Source organism: Brevibacterium sanguinis (assembly GCF_003315415.1).
In the GTDB taxonomy this organism is placed as follows: Bacteria; Actinomycetota; Actinomycetes; order Actinomycetales; family Brevibacteriaceae; genus Brevibacterium; species Brevibacterium celere_A.
This window is the reverse complement of the sequence record NZ_QNSB01000008.1, coordinates 76,966-95,833: the sequence shown is the minus strand read 5'-3', so window position 1 is coordinate 95,833 and position 18,868 is coordinate 76,966. Positions and strand designations below refer to the sequence as shown.

The 18,868-nt window shown below is 69.6% G+C and carries 16 protein-coding genes and 1 pseudogene; 13 read left to right on the top strand and 4 right to left on the bottom strand.

What is annotated here, in order from left to right; translation table 11 throughout:
- Positions 1 to 315: 315 nt before the first annotated feature.
- The gene (locus tag DFO65_RS12405) at positions 316 to 1,536 is read right to left on the bottom strand and encodes a glycine cleavage T C-terminal barrel domain-containing protein (protein WP_245940720.1); all 1,221 of its coding nucleotides are present in this window, start codon (positions 1,534 to 1,536) and stop codon (positions 316 to 318) included.
- Positions 1,537 to 1,817: 281 nt separating this feature from the next.
- Between DFO65_RS12405 and DFO65_RS12400 the strand changes: the two genes are divergently transcribed.
- Entirely contained in the window at positions 1,818 to 2,654 is an 837-nt protein-coding gene (locus tag DFO65_RS12400) for a methylenetetrahydrofolate reductase (protein ID WP_113904753.1), read from the top strand.
- A 12-nt stretch (positions 2,655 to 2,666) separates the two neighbouring features.
- Here the strand turns inward: DFO65_RS12400 and DFO65_RS12395 are convergent, their stop codons facing one another.
- Positions 2,667 to 3,416, bottom strand: a complete 750-nt coding sequence (locus DFO65_RS12395; RefSeq protein ID WP_113904752.1) for an IclR family transcriptional regulator — start codon at positions 3,414 to 3,416, stop codon at positions 2,667 to 2,669.
- Between the two features lie 121 nt (positions 3,417 to 3,537).
- On the opposite strand from DFO65_RS12395, the gene DFO65_RS12390 reads away from it, so the two are divergent.
- The 4 genes from DFO65_RS12390 to DFO65_RS12375 all read left to right on the top strand — a co-directional run bounded on the left by DFO65_RS12390 (position 3,538) and on the right by DFO65_RS12375 (position 8,960).
- Positions 3,538 to 4,323: an IclR family transcriptional regulator gene (locus tag DFO65_RS12390; RefSeq protein ID WP_113904751.1), complete on the top strand. Its 786-nt coding sequence runs from the start codon at positions 3,538 to 3,540 to the stop codon at positions 4,321 to 4,323.
- Between the two features lie 269 nt (positions 4,324 to 4,592).
- Positions 4,593 to 7,106 carry a GcvT family protein gene (locus DFO65_RS12385; RefSeq protein WP_113904750.1) on the top strand — a complete coding sequence of 838 codons (2,514 nt, stop codon included), beginning with the start codon at positions 4,593 to 4,595 and terminating at the stop codon, positions 7,104 to 7,106.
- Between the two features lie 4 nt (positions 7,107 to 7,110).
- Positions 7,111 to 7,920, top strand: coding sequence for an electron transfer flavoprotein subunit beta/FixA family protein (locus DFO65_RS12380; protein ID WP_113904749.1), 810 nt, complete (start codon positions 7,111 to 7,113; stop codon positions 7,918 to 7,920).
- Positions 7,917 to 8,960 carry an electron transfer flavoprotein subunit alpha/FixB family protein gene (locus DFO65_RS12375; protein ID WP_113904748.1) on the top strand — a complete coding sequence of 348 codons (1,044 nt, stop codon included), beginning with the start codon at positions 7,917 to 7,919 and terminating at the stop codon, positions 8,958 to 8,960. Before DFO65_RS12380 ends, DFO65_RS12375 begins: the two co-directional genes overlap by 4 nt.
- Here the strand turns inward: DFO65_RS12375 and DFO65_RS12370 are convergent.
- Positions 8,941 to 9,996, bottom strand: coding sequence for a CaiB/BaiF CoA transferase family protein (locus DFO65_RS12370; protein ID WP_113904806.1), 1,056 nt, complete (start codon positions 9,994 to 9,996; stop codon positions 8,941 to 8,943). The two genes, DFO65_RS12375 and DFO65_RS12370, sit on opposite strands and share 20 nt — an antisense overlap.
- Positions 9,997 to 10,231: 235 nt before the next feature.
- Here DFO65_RS12370 and DFO65_RS12365 point away from each other — a divergent pair, with 235 nt between their 5' ends.
- A complete protein-coding gene (locus tag DFO65_RS12365; RefSeq protein ID WP_113904747.1) occupies positions 10,232 to 10,627 on the top strand; it encodes an acyl-CoA thioesterase in 396 nt (131 codons plus the stop codon).
- Positions 10,628 to 10,755: 128 nt separating this feature from the next.
- The gene (locus tag DFO65_RS12360; protein WP_113904746.1) at positions 10,756 to 11,175 is read left to right on the top strand and encodes a VOC family protein; all 420 of its coding nucleotides are present in this window, start codon (positions 10,756 to 10,758) and stop codon (positions 11,173 to 11,175) included.
- Between the two features lie 57 nt (positions 11,176 to 11,232).
- Here DFO65_RS12360 and DFO65_RS12355 read toward each other — a convergent pair whose 3' ends face one another.
- Positions 11,233 to 11,871 carry a helix-turn-helix domain-containing protein gene (locus DFO65_RS12355; RefSeq protein ID WP_487249322.1) on the bottom strand — a complete coding sequence of 213 codons (639 nt, stop codon included), beginning with the start codon at positions 11,869 to 11,871 and terminating at the stop codon, positions 11,233 to 11,235.
- A gap of 240 nt (positions 11,872 to 12,111) precedes the next feature.
- Here DFO65_RS12355 and DFO65_RS12350 point away from each other — a divergent pair, with 240 nt between their 5' ends.
- The 6 genes and pseudogenes from DFO65_RS12350 (at position 12,112) to DFO65_RS12325 (ending at position 18,725) form a co-directional block, all read left to right on the top strand.
- Positions 12,112 to 12,684, top strand: coding sequence for an HAD domain-containing protein (locus DFO65_RS12350; protein ID WP_113904744.1), 573 nt, complete (start codon positions 12,112 to 12,114; stop codon positions 12,682 to 12,684).
- The gene (locus tag DFO65_RS12345; protein ID WP_113904743.1) at positions 12,681 to 13,493 is read left to right on the top strand and encodes a glutamate racemase; all 813 of its coding nucleotides are present in this window, start codon (positions 12,681 to 12,683) and stop codon (positions 13,491 to 13,493) included. Before DFO65_RS12350 ends, DFO65_RS12345 begins: the two co-directional genes overlap by 4 nt.
- Positions 13,494 to 13,680: 187 nt before the next feature.
- Positions 13,681 to 14,565 (top strand): slipin family protein, encoded by an 885-nt coding sequence (locus tag DFO65_RS12340; RefSeq protein ID WP_113904742.1) that lies wholly within the window; start codon positions 13,681 to 13,683, stop codon positions 14,563 to 14,565.
- 24 nt (positions 14,566 to 14,589) lie between these two features.
- On the top strand, positions 14,590 to 15,174 hold the full coding sequence (locus DFO65_RS12335; RefSeq protein WP_113904741.1) for an HdeD family acid-resistance protein: 585 nt from the start codon (positions 14,590 to 14,592) through the stop codon (positions 15,172 to 15,174).
- A gap of 433 nt (positions 15,175 to 15,607) precedes the next feature.
- Positions 15,608 to 16,360, top strand: a pseudogene (erm, locus tag DFO65_RS17460) (23S ribosomal RNA methyltransferase Erm); the annotation flags it as partial.
- 799 nt (positions 16,361 to 17,159) lie between these two features.
- Positions 17,160 to 18,725 (top strand): inorganic phosphate transporter, encoded by a 1,566-nt coding sequence (locus tag DFO65_RS12325; RefSeq protein WP_113904739.1) that lies wholly within the window; start codon positions 17,160 to 17,162, stop codon positions 18,723 to 18,725.
- Positions 18,726 to 18,868: the final 143 nt, after the last annotated feature.

Here is an 18,868-nt window from a genome sequence, read left to right as displayed (position 1 = left end):
GTTGGCGGCACGCCCTACGGTTCGGCACGCACAACGCCCCGCTGGCCGCACGCCCTACAGTTCGGGACGCACAACGCCCCGTCAGCCGCAGAACACACCATTGCAACGGTGCGGAATACGGCTGACGGGGTGCTTTGATGTCTGTCTCGCCGCGCCGGGTCTGACGGGGTGCATTGATGGCTGTCTCGACGCGTCAGGGTCTGGCGGCACGAACGCGAAGACCGCCGGCTGCCTCTCCAGCTCGTCGGAGAAGAGGCAGCCGGCAGTCACGCCGGACCGGCGGTCACGCCGGATCGGCGGCAGCCGCTCGGCGGGTCAGACTGCGGCGTCGAGGCCGCGCGTCTTCAGGCGCTCACGCTGGTTGGGGTTGACGCTCGGACGGAACGGCATCTCCACCACCTCGGCGCGGACCGGCTCGCCGGGATTGTCCGCGTACACGTCGGGCAGATGGACCCAGTACTCTGTGCCGAGGTCGGTCCCGCCGACCGGCACGTGGGCCATGGCGATGTTGTGCTCGAGCTCGGGCGAGTACCACGGCGAGGTCACGTAGCCCACGGGGTCCTCGCCCGGTGACGTGCTGACCAGCCAGAAGTCGGGAGCATAGTCCGTGATCGGCTTCCCTCCGAGAAGCAGACCGACGAGCTGCGTCCTGTACGGCGGGTTGCCCGCCTCGAGCTGCGCACGAGCCTCTTCGAGCCGCTCCTTGCCGATGTAGTCGGCCTCCTTCTTCCGCGGCACCTGATAGCCGAGGTTGACCTGGAACGGCAACGTCTCGAAGTCCATGTCCTGGCCCCACGACAGGATGCCGGCGGCGATCCTGCGGTGGTGGCTGGGAGCGACGACCCTGAGGTTGTGCGGCTTGCCTGCTTCGAGCACGGCGTTCCACATGTCCTCGGCGTACTTCGTCGAATCCTTGAGGTAGATCTCGTAGCCCTTCTCCCCCGTGAATCCGGTCTGGGAGATGATGACGTCGTGCCCGCCGACCTGCGCCTCCATCAGCCCGTAGCTCGGCAGCTCCCGGCCTTCCTCGCCGACGAGGTCGGCGATGAGATCGACGGACTTCGGGCCCTGCACCTGGACCGGAGACACATCGATCTCCTGGATGGTCACGTCGAACTTCTTGCCGACGTTGACGCCTTGGAGCCAGAGCATGAGGTCGGTGTCGGAGAGGCTGAACCAGAACTCGTCGACCGCGACCCGCAGCAGGATCGGATCGTTGAGCACCCCGCCGGCTTCGTTGCACAGGATGACGTAGCGCGCGCGCATGACCGGGATCTTGGTCGCGTCACGGGTGATGACGTAATTGACGAACGCCTCGGCGTCGGGGCCCTTGACCTGGATCTGACGCTCGACGGCCACGTTCCACAAGGTCACATCGTTGACCAGCGACTGGTACTCGACCATCATCCCGCCCTCTTCGCGAGGGACGTAGCCGCGAGGATGGTACATCCGGTTGTAGATGGAGGCCCGCCAGCATCCGTGCTGCATGGACAGCTCCCAGTAGGGAGACTTGCGCACCCTGGTGTCGATGAGCATCTCGACCGGGGTCGGGCCTGACTGACGAAGGTTGATCGGGACTGTCCTGTCGCTCTGATCGACCGATGGAACGTTTCTGCCCATTGTGCTCCCCCTGCGAAACAGTTCTATATTATGGAACTGGATTCCCATAATATGGGTACTTCGAGTGTAGGATTGATCACACAGAGGAAGCAAGGGCATCCGCCGGATGAATTTCCGCGCCGAAGCGCCAGCATCCCGGCCTCGTGGTCGGATGCCCTGCGCACAGCCTCCGCAACCGATCGCAGGCAGGAGACGAGATGTCAGACTCCACCATCCTTTCGCTGCTCGAATCAGCCCGCTACGAGGTCCTCCCCACCTCCGGGATCGCCGAGCGCATCAGCGACAGCGTCGATCCCGGCCGGGTGATCACGGTGACCGCATCGACCGGACTCACCCTCGAGGCGACGCTGGCCACGGCCGAGCAGCTGCAGTCCCTCGGCTTCACCGCCGTCCCCCATGTCGCCGCCCGCATGGTCCACGGCCGCAGCGAGCTCGCCGAGGTGGTCGACCGCCTCCGCACGGCCGGCATCACCCGGATCTTCGTCCCCGCAGGAGACGCCACTCCCCCGGCCGGAGACTACAGCGGCGCGCTCGACCTGCTCGTCGACCTCTCCGGCCTCGACGCCGACTTCCTCGACGTCGACGTCGCCGCCTACCCCGAATCGCACCCGCTCATCTCCGACGAGGTGACGATCCAGGCGATGGCCGACAAGCGCGGCTACGCCTCCCACCTCGTGTCGAACCTGTGCTTCGACCCCGACACCGTCGAGTCCTGGCTCCACGCGGTGCGAAGACGCGGCATCGACCTGCCCGTCCACCTCGGCGTGGCGGGCAAGGTGGAGCTCGGCAAGCTGGCCAAGGTGGCGACGAAGATCGGGGTCGGCGAGTCGACGAAGTTCCTCCGCAAGAACGTCTCAACGTTCGCACGGATGGCCAAGCCCGGCGGCTACAACCCGCGGAAGTTCCTCGACAGGCTCGCCCCCGTGCTCGACGATCCCGCGCTCGGCGTCGCCGGTCTCCACATCTACACGTTCAATCAGATCAAGGACACCGAGGAGTGGCGCCGCAAACAGGTCGAGAAGCTCAGCGACTGACGCCGGTTCCTTCTACATGTGGTTGACCTTGCGCTTGAGGCTGCGGGAGAGCAGGCCCGCCTCGGCGACGAGGAGCCTGCCGAGGCCCTCGTGGTTCTCGGCGATCCGCACGGTCGGCCCCGAGATGCCGACCGCGGCGATGACCGTGTCGTCGATCCCGAAGACCGGGGCGGCGAGCGCGTCGAGGCCCTCCTCGAACTCCTCGTGGACGATCGAGTACCCGCGGGCGCGCACCTCGGCGAGGTCTTCCATGAGCTCCTTGCGGGTGCTCAGCGTGTGCGGGGTCCGGCGCTCGAGGCGTCCGGACGGGATCGGGATCACCCGGTAGGCGAACATCACCTTGCCCAGCGCCGAGCAGTGCGGCGGGACATCGACGTCGACCCAGTTCGTCGCGCCGAGGACGTAGGTCGAGTCGACCTGGGCGACCTGCACGACGCCGTCGGCGCTCGGCACCGCGAGGTTGACCGTCTCGCCGGTCTCCTCGCTCAGCCGCTGCAGGGTCGGGTCGGCCGCGGAGACGAGGGTCTCGACGCGGTCGAACCGGGAGGCGTAGGTCGCGAACAGGGATCCGCCCCGGTAGAGGCCGTCGCCGTCGCGTTCGACGAGGCCGTTGCGCTCGAGCGCGGAGAGCAGCCGGGACACCGTCGAGCGGGCGAGTCCCGTCGCCTCCACCACCTCGGTGTAGGAGATCGGCGCCTCGGCCCTGACCACCAGGGACAGGATCTCGGCGGCGCGGTCGATCGATTGCGTCCCATTGCTCATCGTGCTCGCACTCCGTCACAGCTCTCATCCGCCGCGGCGCTCGGGGCGCCCGGCGGCTCTCACCCTACATGACCGACTGCCAGGCCTGTTGTCGTTGCCCGAGGTGGGCTACAGTTCCGGGATGAGCAACAACGACGCCGAGGCGACGACGCCCGGGTCCGTTCAGTCCGTCGACCGCGCGGTGACGATCCTCGAGATCATCGCCCGCGCCGGCCTCGCCGGAGTGACCGAGATCGCCGCCGAGGTGGGGGTCCACAAATCGACCGCCTCGCGCATCGTCGCGACGCTGGAGTCGCGGGGGCTCGTCGAGCAGGACCGCAGTCGCGGCAAGTACCGCCTCGGCCTCGGGATCCTCCGCCTCGCCGGGGCCGCGACCGCCAGGCTCGACATCGTCCAGGTCGCCCGTCCGCTCGCCAAGCTCCTCGCCGAGCAGACCGGCGAGACCGTCAACATCGCCGTCCTCTCCGAGGGTGCCGCCCTCTACCTCGATCAGGTCGCCGGCTCCGCCTCGGTGCAGAGCCACAACTGGGTCGGCCAGCGCATCCCGCTCCACGCCACCTCCAATGGCAAGGTCCTCCTGTCCGGGCTCAGCGACGCCGGCGCCCGCGGAGTGCTCGGCTCGCGCCCGAAGGCCTACACCCCGAGCACCGTGACGTCCGTGCCCCGGCTCCTGCGGGAGGTCGCCGAGGTGCGCGACCAGGGGTTCTCGATCGTCGCGGACGAGCTCGAGGTCGGGCTGACCGCGGTGTCGGCCCCCGTGCGCAACGCCCACGGCGACGTCGTCGCGTCGATCTCGGCGTCGGGGCCGAGCTTCCGATTCACCGGCGACAGGGTCGAGGCCGCCCGCGACCTCCTCGTCGCCGCGGCCGCCGAGATCTCCTCCCGCCTCGGCTGGCGCGAGCCCTGAGCGTCTCGGAGCGGCCGAGGGTGGTGCGCGCTCTGAGCATCGGCCCGCTTCGGCCTCCCCTCGGCCGACGCGAGCGCTGGGCGTCGGGTCCGCCCCCGTCCACGTCGGCTGTCGTGGATCGGGCCCGTCACGCCCTTGACACGCCTCGGAGGGAGCGGGACGATCGGAGGACACCGTTCCCCATCGCGCACCCTGTTGCTCCCTCCGCAACCGAGTGCCGGTGCAGACGCATCAGTGAAGACGAAGACGTCTTCGGAGAGGAGCCTGCCATGGCTTCCGTTCCCAGCCAGGCCAGTGTCGTCGTCATCGGAGCCGGCATCGTCGGCAACAGCCTCGTCCACCATCTCGCCAGGCTCGGCTGGCGCGACATCGTCCAGGTCGACAAGGGTCCTCTGCCGAATCCGGGCGGGTCGACCGGTCACGCCTCGAACTTCATCTTCCCCGTCGACCACTCCCGCGAGATCACCGACCTCACCCTCGACAGCATCCGCCAGTACAAGGAGCTCGGCGTCTTCACCCAGTCCGGCGGCTTCGAACTCGCCCGCACGGAGGAGAGGATGCAGGAGCTGCGCCGACGGATGTCCTCCGCGCAGGCCTGGGGGATCGAGGCCCACCTCGTTGGCGCCGAGGAGGTCGTCGAGAAGGTCCCCTACGTCGACCCCTCGGTCATCGTCGGGGCGTTCTGGACTCCCGGCGTCGGCGTCGTCGACTCCGTGGGGGCGGGCACGAGGATGCGCGAGTCCGCGCAGGAGCTCGGGGCACTGAGCGTCTCGGCGAACACCGAGGTCACCGGCATCGACGTCGAGAACGGCCGGATCGCCCGCGTCCACACGGACAAGGGCACGATCGAGACCGAACGGGTCCTCGTCGCGTGCGGCGTATGGAGCCCGCGCATCGCCGCGATGGCCGGAGCCGCGATCCCGCTCACTCCCGCCGTGCACCAGATGATCAGCGTCGGGCCGGTGCCCCAGCTCGCCGCGATCCCCGGCGAGATCTCCTTCCCCATCATCCGCGACATGGACACCCTCTGCTACGAGCGCCAGCACGGCTCGGACCTCGAGATCGGCTCGTATGCCCACCGCGCGATCCTCCACGAACCCGACGAGATCCCGTCGAACGAGGCTGCGAAGCTCTCTCCCACGGAGATGCCGTTCACCGCCGATGACTTCGACCCCCAGCTCGAGCAGGCCCTCGAGCTGATGCCCGACGTCCTGTCCGACCCGGGCGTCGAGATCCGCTATGCGATCAACGGACTGCTGTCCCTGACCCCGGACGGCTCCCCCATCCTCGGTGAGTCGCCCCAGGTCAAGGGCCTGTGGTCGGCGGCGGCCGTGTGGGTGAAGGAAGGTCCGGGAGTCGGCCGGGCGGTCGCGGAGTGGATGACGGACGGACTGCCGGAGATCGACGTCCAGGGCGCGGACATCGCCCGGTTCCACCCGCATCAGCGCACGCGCGAGCATGTGCGGGCCCGCACCTCGGAGGCCTTCATCAAGACCTACGGCATCGTCCATCCCGGCGAGCAGTACGAGTCGAACCGCAACGTCCGCCTCTCCCCCATGCACTCGCGGCATGAGGAGCTCGGCGCGGTGTTCTTCGAGGCGGCCGGGTGGGAGCGGCCGCAGTGGTACGAGTCGAACTCGCATCTGCTCGAGGAGTTCGGCGATCGGGTCATGGACCGCACCGCGGAATGGGATTCGCGCTGGTGGTCGCCGATCATCAACGCCGAGCACCTGGCGCTGCGGGAGCGGGCGGGCGTCATCGACCTCTCGAGCTTCGTCATCTTCGACGTCGTCGGTCCGGCCGCCCTCGACGCGGTCCAGGGAATCGTCCTCGCGCAGATGGATGTGCCCGTCGGCAGGGTCGTCTACACCCCGGTCCTCGACGAGGCGGGCGGCTTCCGCTCCGACCTCACGATCATCCGCCTCGCCCATGACCGCTTCCGCGTCGTCACGGGCGCGGCCCACGGCATGGTCGACCTCAAGTGGTTCGCCGACCGCCTGCCCGAGACCGGGGCCGCGATCGCCGATCTCACCTCGTCACTGACGACCATCGGCCTCTGGGGTCCGCGCGCCCGCGACATCCTCTCGGCGATCACCTCGGCGGATGTGTCGAACGAGGGCTTCCGGTTCGGCACCGCCCGGACGATCGAGATCGGCACCCTCGAGGTGCTCGCCTCCCGCATCTCCTACGTCGGGGACCTCGGCTGGGAGCTCTACGTGCCGATGGAGTCCGGGGCGAGGCTCTGGGATGCGATCCGCGAGGCGGGGGCCGGCCACGGGCTCGTGCCGGTCGGCCTCGGCGTCTACGGGACCACCGGTCGGATCGAGAAGGGCTACCGCGCCTTCGGCACGGAGCTCGACTCCGAGCGCACCGTCGTCGAGGTCGGCATGTCCCGGCCCAAGGTCAAGCCGCAGGACTTCGTCGGCCGGGAGGCGCACCTGCGCCACCGCGAGGAGGACCCGCAGTCGGTGCTCTGCTCGCTCACCGTCGACGACCACACGAGTGCAAGTGGCCAGATGCGGTACATGCTCGGCGGGGAGCCGATCGTCTCCGCCGACGGGGAGCCGCTCGTCGACGGGCACGGCCGCCGCTCCTACGTCACCTCGGCGGGCTCGGCGCCGAGCCTCGGCAAGCACGTCCTCATGGCCTTCCTGCCGCCCGCCGAGGCGGTGGTGGGCAACCGCCTCCAGGTCGTCTACCTCGAGGAGCACTACCCGGTGACGGTGGCGAGCGTCGATGCCACCCCGCTGTTCGACCCCGACAACGAACGGATCAGGAGCTGACACGATGGACATCCTCGTCTGCATCAAACGCGTCCCCGACATCTCCGGGCAGGTGAGCCTCGACGCCTCGGGCACCGACATCGACCACGGGGCGCTCGGGCACACGATCTCCGCCCACGAGGAGTGCGCGGTCGAGCTGGCCGTCCAGCTCGCCGACGCCACCGACGGCGAGGTCACCGTCCTCACGCTCGGCACCGACGACGCGATCGAGCAGCTGCGCGCCTCCCTGGCCGTCGGGGCGAACGACGCCGTGCTCATCGAGGCCGAGGACCCCGGCGCCCACGGCCCCGAGGACATCGCCTTCGCCATCGCCGAGGTGGTCCGCTCCCGGGCGAGCGAGGGCCGTGGATACGACCTCGTCCTCGTCGGCAACGACGCCGCCGACACCGGCGACTTCCAGGTCGGCATCCGGCTCGCCTACGAGCTCGACCGGCCCGTGCTCACCGGCATCACCCTGCTCCGGCTCGCCGAGGAGGCCGCCGAGGTCGACTCCTCCAGTGACGGCTCCCCGACCTCGATCGCGGCCCACGGGATCGGGCCCGCCGGCACGGAGGTCTTCCGGCTCCCGCTGCCTGCGGTCGTCGCCGTCGCCGAAGGCGGGGTCGAACCGCGGTACCCGTCAATTCCCGGGCGGATGAAGGCGAAGAAGGCGCCGCTCGACGAGATCGACGCCCCCGAACCCGTCCACGGCAACCCGCGAGTGGCGCTCGAGCTGCCGCCGGAGCAGTCGAGCACCGTGACCATCCTCGGCGAGGGACCGGGCGCCGCTCCCGCTCTCGTCGATGTGCTCGAAGAGATCGGAGTGCTGCGATGACCCTCGTGTTCGTGGAGACGGAGGACCCCGCGACCCCGGCGACCGGGGGCGTCCAGCTGACCTCCGCCGAGGCGGTGACCTTCGCCCGCACGAGGGCCGCGGCCCTCGACGGCGGGGCCTCCGGGGAGGCGGGCGCGGCCGCCGGGGCGGACGGCTCGGGGTCGGGCGACTCCGGGTCGTCTCCGCTCGAGGTCGCCGTCATCGGCGAGCTCACGGAGGCCGCCCGGGATCGGCTCGCCCACCTCGGCGTCGCCCGGATCCACCACATCGACTCCCCCGATCTCCACGCCTACTCGGCCGCCGCCTGGGCGCAGGCCCTCGTCGACATCGCCCCCGCGCAGGGGACGATCCTGGCGTCGGGCACCCCGAGGGGCATGGAGATCATGGCGCACGTGGCCGCCCGGCTGGGGGCACGGATGGCGGCCAACGTCGTCGCCGCCGACGACCAGGGGCTGCTGCGCCAGGTGCTCGGCGGCGCCGCGTTCGAGCGGCTGCGGCTGAGCGGTGCCGTGCGGGTCCTCACGATCGCCGGTCACGCCTGTGACCCCGAGGACACGACGCCGAGCGACCCGGAGGTCCTCACCCACTCCCCCGCGGCGACGGAGGCGGACCTGCGCACGCGGGTCGTGCGCACCGAGGTCGAGGAGGCCGACGACACCTCGGGCCTGACGCAGGCGAAGGTCGTCGTCGGCGCCGGTCGCGGAGTCGGGTCGGCCGACGGATTCGGCGAGGTGCTCGAGCTCGTCGACCACCTCGGCGGGGCCCTGGGGGTGTCGCGCGTGGTCACGAGTCTGGGCTGGCGTCCCCACGCCGAGCAGGTCGGGCAGACCGGAAGCCGGATCGCCCCGGACGTCTACATCGCCTGCGGGATCTCCGGTGCGATCCAGCACTGGGCGGGAGTGCAGGGAGCGAAGACGATCATCGCGATCAACACCGACGAGGAGGCGACGATGGTCCAGCGGGCCGACTACGCGATCATCGGCGACCTCCATGAGGTCGTCGCCGCCGTCAACGAGGAGATCACGCGCCGCCGGGGCTGAACCTCGGTGCGGGGGACGGGTGGTCGACGCCGGCGGCGTCGGTGCGGAAGAGTCCGCGCTCGACGTTGTGCGGGTCCTCCTTGGCCTCGGCCATCGTGAGGACCGGTTCGACGCAGGCGTCGCGGTCTGCGAAGAGGGCGACGATGGCCTCGAGACTGCGGGCGGCGAGCGCGGGAGCGATGACCGCGCGCAGCGCCGGCCAGTGCCTGGGGTCCCAGTGGTCGAGGGTCTCCAGCGGCTCGGGCAGCGCGTCCTCGAGGTCGAGGGTGCGCACGAACTCGGCGAAGAACTCCCGTTCGATGCAGGCGACCGAGACGTGCCGGCCGTCCGCGGTGGGATAGAGGTCGTAGAAGGGCGCCCCGGAGTCGAGGAGGTTGCGCCCGCGCGCGTCGTGGTGCCACAGACCCATCGCGGCGAAGCCGTGCATCATCGACCACAGCAGGTTCGCGCCGTCGATCATCGCGGCGTCGACGACGGTGCCGACCCCGGTCTCCCGGGCGCGGGGCAGGGCGGCGAGGACACCGACGACGAGGAGCATCCCTCCACCCCCGAAGTCGGCGAGGAGGTTGGCGGGGAACTGGGGCGGGCCGTCGGCCCGTCCGAGCTGGAGGAGCAGACCGGTCGAGGCGATGTAGCCGAGGTCGTGGCCGGCCCTCTGCGCCTTCGGGCCCGTCTGTCCGTAGCCGGTGATGCGTCCGTAGACGAGGGCCGGGTTGGTCCGGTGGAGATCGGCCGGGCCGAGTCCCAGCCGCTCGGCGGCACCCGGCCGGAATCCTTCGACGAGGATGTCGCTGGCGTCGGCGAGCTCGGCGGCCAGCCGGGTCCCGGCAGCGGTCTTGAGGTCGGCGGTCACCCGCGTCTTCCCCCGATCGAGCACGGGGTTGACGTTCTCGCGGCCGGCGTTGGGCGGGTCGAGGCGGGTGACCTCGGCGCCGAGGTCGGCGAGTATCATCGTCGCGAACGGACCGGGACCGATGCCGCCGAGGTCGAGGACCCGGGTACCGGCGAGCGGACGTGAACCGGGGTGGGGCGGCATCGCCGGATTCGGGGATGCGCCGTGACGGGGACTGCGCTCGCGGGGATGCTCGCCGACGGAAGGCACGTCGTCGTGGGCGTCTGGCATAGATTTCCCTTTCGCTGGGCCGTCCTGCTTAACTGTAGAACGTTCGTTCAGTGCGGACAATCGACCCCCTGACCACGTCCGTCCCACCAGCGAGCTCCGGCCCCTGCCGGCCGATCCGAGTTCGCTCATCCCGATTCCGGAGGCCCCGATGAAGACGTTCGAATACCGCCCCGAGGTGCGCTGGTCGGATCAGGACCTCCTCGGCCACGTCAACAACGCCACGATGCTCACCCTCATCGAGGAGGGGCGCGTCAAGTGGATGAATGAGATGCGCTCGGTGCGACTGACCGGCGGAGGGCTGCTCGTCGCCCGGCAGGAGATCGACTATCTCCTCCCGGTCATGTACGGTCCCGAGCTCCTCCTCACGCTGTCGGTGGCGCGGATCGACTCGAGCTCCTTCACCGTGAACACCCGCGGCGATCAGAACGGCCGCCAGGTGTTCGACTCGAACGTCGTCCTCGTCCACATCGACCGGGAATCCCAGCGTCCCACACCTCTGACCGATGCCGTGCGGGACTTCCTCACGGAGTACCTGCCGGACTGAGAGCCGTTGCTGCCCGGCTGACAGGGGAGGCCGCACTGGCCCTGCATCGAGGGCGCCCGGTGCCCGCCGGTGGAAGGTTGTCCGTTCTGTTCATGCCCGAGGCGCGTCATCGGCCCTAGTCTGAGGACATGAAACTCGACGCGATCTCGATCATCACAGCCGACATGCCCGCCGCCGTGCGCTTCTACTCCGCGCTCGGCCTCCAACTGCTCAGCGGCGGACCCGATGCCCCGCACACCGAGTTCTCCTCGGGAGGCATCCGGGTCCTCCTCGACACCGAGGAGGTCGTGCTCGGCATCGACCCCGAATGGACCCGGCCGAGCGGCGGTCAGGCGATGTCCCTCGCCTTCGACTGCTCGAGCCCCGCGGCGGTCGACTCCACGTTCGCCCAGCTGACCAGTCCGGGCACCGAGGGCGGACCGATCGCGGGGGTGGCGAACGAACCCTGGGACGCGTTCTGGGGGCAGCGCTATGCGGTGATCACCGATCCCGACGGCAACACCGTCGACCTCTTCGCCGCCCTCGACCAGCAGCCGGCCGACGGCTGACGCCACTCTGCTCGCAGCTCCGCTCGCCGTTCGCGCCGACCGACCGCGACCTCCCGGTCACCTGTCGAGGAGCGCCTTCTCGTCCCGCCACAGATGCGCCGCATCGGAGTAGCCGAGCGCGGCGGCCGCAGCCGTCCGCGTCGATCCGCCGGCGATGAGGCCGCGCGCCGCCTGCCAGCGGAGGATCTTCGCCAGGTGCTTCGGGCCGTAGCCGTACCAGTCGGCGGCCAGTCGCCGCAGCTGCCTCGGCGAATAGGCGAACTGCGCGGCCGCCTCGGCGATGGGGGTCCCTCGGGCCAGGGTCGAGGCGAGTGCCATGGGGCGCGGATCGAGTTCCGTGACCTCGGCGAGCGCCGCGGCGATTCCGAGCAGACGGCGAGCGTCCGGGCCCGGGTCCGGTGCCGGTCCTCCCGTCTCGAAGCCGCGCTCGACGCGGCACCGGGACGCCACAGGGGTTCCTGCGGCCACGGCGTCGAGCGGAGTGAGAGTGTTCGCGAGCTCCGCCGCCGAGGTGGCGAGCAGCTGCGGGAGGACGCCCGGGTCGAACCTCAGACCGACGGCAGGCCCCCTCGCGCCGCGGACGACGCGCGCGGTGGAGTCGGCTCCCGCGACGACCACCTCGGCGTCGAGGACGATGAGGTCCATGCACCCATCGGGGACGATGAGCGACTCCCCACCGGGATCCGCCCGGGACACACCGTCGGACCCGGCTCGTCGCCGGGCCCGACGTCCGCCGCGATCCCGGGCGCCGACCGCCACAGCGTGGCCGCCAGGCGGGGGATCCGGATCTCCTCGTACATGGCTGCGCCGTGCCCCCCCTCAGCTTCGAGCGGTATCCTGAAGTCCTGATTCCTGCCCGTACCGGCAGGTTCCCTACTCAGACTAACCGGTCGTCGATGGCCGAGGTCCGCCTCGGCGACCATTTCGGAAGGAACGATGTCCGCTGCATCCCCGTCGCCGGTCTCGGCACGCAGGCAGGCACGGCATGTCACCGTCTTCCTCGACGTCGACGGCGTCCTCAACTCCTATCCCGTCCCCAAGCTGCGGGGCATCGCCGAGGGCAGGCGGCGCCTGCAGGCCTGGGACTACGAGCTGCACTACAAGCCGGCGGTCATCGAGTTCTTCGACCGCCTCGTCGAGACCCACGACGTCTCCGTCGTCTGGCTCTCCACGTGGTCCCGGCGGTGCAAGACCGAACTCGAGCCGAAGTTCGGCCTGCGCAACTCCTTCGACTGCATCGAGATGCCCGACGACACCCACAACCGCCACGCCAACGACCCGCGCGTGTGGTGGAAGGCCCGTGCCATGGAGGACTGGCTCGACGCCCATGAGCATGGCCGGGCGATCTGGATCGACGACGACCTCGCCGCGCCCGTGACCAGGCAGTACTTCGCCGACCGCTATTCGGAGAGCAAGCTGAAGATCATCGCCCCCGAGTTCGCGAAGGGCCTGACCCGCGCGCACCTCAAGGAGATCAGGGACTTCGTCTATCCGAAGGAGGCGTCGTGACGCGCATCGGCCTGCTCGACTCCGGCCTCGGACTGCTCGGCACCGCCGACGCTCTCTTCCACCTGGCCCCCGACGTCGACCTCGTCCTCGCGATGGACCCGGACTTCACCCCGTACGGCTCCCTGAGCGCCGAGGCCCTCGAGGAGCGGGCGCTCACCTCGGCGGCCGTGCTCGCCGAGTGGGAGCCGGATGCGATCGTCATCGCGTGCAACACCGCCTCGGTGCAGGCCCTCGACGCCGTCCGGGCCCGCTACGAACCCGACATCCCCGTCATCGGCACGGTGCCCGCGGTGAAGATGGCGGCCGGGACCGGTGAGGACTTCGCGATCTGGGCGACTCCGGCGACGACCGGCAGCGCCTACCAGCAGAACCTCATCGACGCGTTCGCCGCCGACGTCACCGTTGCGAAGGTCGCGTGCCCCGGCCTCGCCGAGGCGATCAACATCGCCGACATCGCCGGGATCGACGCTGCGATCGACGCCGCCCTCGACCAGATGGAACCGGGCATGGAGACGATCGTGCTCGGGTGCACGCACTACGGGCTGGTCGCGGACCGGATCATGTCCGCCCGCGCCGGCGCGATCACCCTCTTCGACTCGCCCGTGCCGGTGGCCAAGCAGGCGCTGCGGCGCATCGGCCTCGACGTCGCATCGACCGCGCACGGGACCGGCGCCGAGGCGATCCCCACCGGCGGCATCATCGCGACCTTCGCCTCGACCCGCCCGATCGCACTGCCCGAGACCCTGCGCGCCTACCCCGCGGGCAGGCGGCTGCTCGCCCGGGAGCGCTCGGCCGTCCCCGGCTCCTGAGCGCCCGGCTCGTCAGGGCCCGGGGGCGCGAGTAGCCGTCGGCTCGTGAGAGCGCGGAGGCGCGAGTGGCCGTCGGCTCCTGAGCGCGCGGCGAACGAGGCGGGCGAATGGTAGCCGAACCCAAGCATTCGCACAAGTTGCGGTGCTAGCGTGAGGGGACCGTTCACTGTCGAAGGAGGCGATCTCGATGCTCGCCGTGTACATCGCAATCGGCCTGGTCACCCTCGGTGCGCTGCTGCTGGGCAACAGCCTGCGGATCGTCAAGCAGTACGAGCGCGGAATCGTCTTCCGCTTCGGCCGCGTCACGAGCGATCCGAAGCCGCCGGGTCTCACCGCAATCATGCCGTTCGTCGACAAGCTGCAGAAGGTCAGCCTGCAGATCATCACCATGCCCATCCCCGCCCAGGACGGGATCACGCGTGACAACGTCACCGTCCGCGTCGACGCGGTCATCTACTACAAGGTCGTCGACCCCCGCCGCGCCGTCGTCGACGTCGAGAACTACCACCTCGCCGTCGGGCAGGTCGCGCAGACCTCGCTGCGGTCGATCATCGGACAGAGTGAGCTCGACGATCTGCTGACGAACCGGGAGCAGCTCAACCAGGGCCTGGCGCTGATGATCGACAATCCGGCCGTCGACTGGGGAATCCACATCGACCGTGTCGAGATCAAGGACGTCGCCCTGCCGGAGGGGATGAAGCGGTCGATGTCGCGTCAGGCCGAGGCCGAACGCGAACGCCGGTCGCGGGTGATCATCGCCGACGGCGAGCTGCAGGCGTCGAACAAACTGGCCCAGGCCGCGGATGCGATGGCGAGCACGCCCTCCGCCCTGCAGCTGCGCCTCCTCCAGACGATCGTCGAGGTCGCCGCGGAGAGGAACTCGACCCTGGTCCTGCCCTTCCCCGTCGAGCTCCTGCGCTTCCTCGAGGGCAACACCCCCCGGGCTCGGGCGACGACGGACGGCGACACCACCTCGGCGACCGGCACCGACGACGCGATCGAGCAGATCGTGCGAATGCTCGGCACGTCCCTCCGGCAGAACGCCGACGAGGCCGCGGTTCAGCGTCCGTGAAACCCCACCGGCTACGCTGGGGCCATGGACCTCAGACGCACCGGCAGGACAGTCATCGTCAACGGCGCCATCGCTGTGCTCGTCGGCGTGCTCATGATCGCATGGCCGGGCGCCACCGCCGAGGTGGTCGTCCGCATCTTCGCGTGCTGGCTCGCGGTCATCGCCCTGACCTCGCTCGTCCTCGCCCCGCGCCGCACGGGAGGGCTGATCGCCCGCGCGGTCCTGCTCATCCTGCTCGCCGCCCTGGTCTTCGTCTCCCCCATGTTCTTCGCCGCCTTCGTCACGGTGCTGGCGGGAATGGCGATCATCGTCCTCAGCGTCCTCGCGATCAGCGCTTCGCTCATCCTCCGCCGTATGGGGATGAACGGCTGGTGGCTGCTCACGCTCATCGGAGTCGCGGGCATCGCGATCGGCGGTTTCTTCCTCTTCGCTCCGCAGGCCGGCATCACCGCGCTCATCTTCACCCTCGCGGTCTTCATCGGAATCGTCGGCGTCGCGCTCATTGCGCTCGGCGTCCGGCTGCGTCGGCTCGCCGCCGAGATCGCCCAGGACCCGCGACGCCACGACGGCGGAGACGGCGACGTCATCCGCGGCGAGATCATCGAATAGTCGCGCTCGCGGACGGACCTCTCCCCCGCCTCGGCGAACCCATGACCGCGGGACCGCGCCCGCGGTTGGATCTCCCCCGCCTCGGCGAGGAGATCCAGCCGACCCCTGGAACGGTCACGACACGTGTGCTACATTGGCTCGCATGGGCACATTGAACTGCGGCGCAACGACTGCGCTCGATTTCTTTGTTCGTGACCGCCGCGCCTGACGGCGCCTGGTTCACAACGTCTCACGGCACGACCTCGGACATCTCCTGACACCTCGGTCTTCCCCCGGTGGCCTCGACAGGATTCCGCATGCGTCTCGCTGCCCGAGCCCCTGACGAACAAACCGCGCGCCGTCCTCCCGGATTGACATCTGCATCCGGGCCAGCGGCAATCGTCCCATTCCGCGCTGCCTCGGGTGCTCTCCTCCGATTCCTGGAGCACCTCCCATGCGACCGCATTCCGCCTTCGGCGGCCGACACGAACTCGGCCAGAACTTCCTTCGTTCACAGACCACCATCCGCACGATCGCGCGACTGACCCGTGCCACTGCCGGCCCGATCCTGGAGATCGGTCCCGGCAGCGGGGCGGTCACCGCCCGGCTCTACGAGCTCGGTCGGCCGCTCACGCTCGTGGAGCTCGATGAGACGAGGATCGATCACCTTGAACACCGATTCCCCCACGCACAGATTCGGCACGCCGATGCTCTGACCACGCCGTTCGACGCGTCCGTCATCGTCGGGAACATTCCGTTCCACCTCACGACGCCCATCCTCCACAAGCTGCTGCGGTCCCCCTCCTGGCAGACCGCGATCCTCCTCACCCAGTGGGAGGTCGCCCGCAAGAGGGCCGGGGTCGGAGGGTCGACGATGCTCACCGCGCAGTGGGCGCCCTGGTACGAGTTCCGCCTCGTCGAACGCGTTCCCGCGCATGCGTTCTCTCCCCGGTCCAGTGTCGACGGCGGGCTGCTCAGCATCGGCCGCTCGACGCCCTCTCTGCTCGCCTCCCGGCACCGCTCCGATTATCAGCAGTTCGTCCGGACCGTCTTCACCGGTCGTGGACGAGGGATGAAAGGAATCCTCACCCGAATGGATCTCACCGACCGCTCCACCCTGCAGTCCGCCCTGACAGACAACGACATCCGAGGAGACGACTTGCCACGAGACCTCACCCCAGACCAATGGACCGGCCTGTACTCGGCGCTGAGGCCGCACGCGACGGGAGAGTCCTCGTCGCAGGCGGCGGGCAGCGACTCGCCCGAGACGACACGAGCACGAGCCACCCCGCAGAAGACCACCCCACGGAAGAGCAAGGAGAACACGATGCGAAACAGCAAAGGGAAGACGATGCGCAACGACAGCCCGTCGACGCCGCCCACGATGCGGAAGGACTCCTCAACGGCGCCCTCGGTCCCCGCCACCCAGCGGACGCCAGGGGCGTTCGGGGCCCTGCCGATCACCGGGGAGATCCCGGCCGTCGCGGAGAAGCCGGTGATCACCGGGGAGATCCCGATCATCGGCGCCGAGGCGGCGAAGGCCCTTCACGCTCCGCTGCCCGGCGGCGACGCGAAGGCGAAGGGCCACGACAAGGCGCACCCGGGCGCCGAGCGCGGGTTCAGGCCCCAGCACAGGAAGGCTCAGCCGCAGCCGCGGTGGAACCTGCCCCGGCGCCAGGGCTGAGGCGGACCTGCCCGACGTCAGGGCCGAAGGCGGATCTGTCCGGGCCGAGCAGCGGGAGTCCTCGCTGCGCGGCCCGGGCGGGTGTCGATCATCACAGGAGCGATGCCGGCGGGGTCCGACCACCCGCGGAGATCCGCTCATCTAGCACCTGACCTGGAACTCCACGTGAACAACCGCATTTCGGCACCAACTGTGCACCGAGAATTGGACAGGGCTCACGGTCGTGTTCATCTCCCGTTCACCGAGCCCGTAACTTGCAGGACACCCACGGCCCGAACCATGAGGATCGGTTGGTTTCCATTCCGTCCTCAAGGAGTCGCCCATGTCCCAGACCCTGGCACCGGAGACGTTCTCTCCGACGCCCGCAGTCGGTCGCAGCAACGACCGGATGTGGCACCTGTGCTTCGGCGCGCTGCTGGCCATCGCCCTCATCACCTTCACTCTCTGGTCGTTCGGCTACGTGGGCGCGGGCACCAACCGCACCATCCTCATCACCACGATCGTCTTCGCAGCCTTCATGGCGTTCAACATCGGCGGCAATGACGTCGCGAACTCCTTCGGCACCTCGGTGGGCGCGGGGACGCTGACGATGAAGCAGGCGCTGCTCGTCGCCGCCGTGTTCGAAGTCGCCGGCGCCCTGCTCGCCGGCGGAGAGGTCACCGACACGGTGCGCAGCGGCATCGTCGACCTCGGCGCGATCTCCCTCGACCCGATGGAGTTCGTCTACATCATGATGGCCGCCCTCCTCGGCGCCGCCGTCTGGCTGCTCATCGCCACCCGCATGGGCTGGCCGGTGTCGACGACCCACTCGATCATCGGCGGGATCATCGGCGCCTCGCTGGCCATCGGCTTCGTCACCGGCAGCGGCGGCTTCGACATGGTGCAGTGGAGCGAGGTCGGCACGATCGCGATGTCGTGGGTGATCTCCCCGGTCCTCGGCGGCATCGTCGCGTTCCTCATCTTCGGGATGATCAAGAAGCACGTCCTCGGATACAACGAATCGGTCGAGGCGAAGACCCGGGCGATCGCAGAGGCCCGCGCCGAGCTCGACATCCACTGCGGCCGCACCACCCTCGACACGGGCAGCGGTGACTCCTCTCCCACCTCGGCGAGCGTCGACCGGGCCGACATCGACCGTCGTCTCGGCGAGATCGACGAGCAGGAGCAGAACCTCAGCGCCCACCGCGCCCTGCTCACCTGGGTGCCGCTCATCGCGGCCGGCGCCGCCGTCATCATCACCGCGATGCTCCTGTTCAAGGGCCTGAAGAACCTCGACCTCGGGCTGTCGACCGTCGGCGGAGTGCTCGTCATGGCGATGATCGGCATCGCCGTGTGGATGGCCGTGTTCGTCTTCGCCAAGACCCTGCGACGCAAGCCCCTGACGAAGTCGACGTTCATCCTGTTCAGTTGGATGCAGGTGTTCACCGCCTCGGCGTTCGCCTTCAGCCACGGATCCAACGACATCGCCAATGCGATCGGCCCGTTCGCCGCGATCCTCGACGTGCTCAGAACCGACGCCATCAACGCCGAGGCGACCGTGCCGATGGCCGCGATGATCACCTGCGGCATCGCGCTCATCGCCGGCCTGTGGTTCATCGGCCGCAAGGTCATCACCACCGTGGGCACGGGGCTGACGAAGATCCACCCCGCGTCCGGCTTCGCCGCCGAACTCGCCGCGGCCGCCGTCGTCATGGCCGCCTCCCTCGGCGGGCTGCCGGTCTCGAGCACCCACATTCTCATCGGCGCGATCCTCGGCGTCGGGCTGGTCAACCGCTCGGCGAACTGGGCGCTGATGAAGCCGATCGCCATGGCCTGGGTCATCACCCTTCCGGCCGCCGCGACGATCGGCGCGATCGGGATCCTCACCCTGCGCACCGTGTTCAGCTGACTGCTCTGACCGCAGACGGGCTCCGGCTCCTGCCCTTCGCGCCGACGTCCACGGCCACCGTTCGCCTCCGCGGCAGCGGTGGCCGCTGTCGTCTCGGCGGGGTGCATCTCGCCGTTGACCCGGTTGATCGCGCCGGGCCCAGT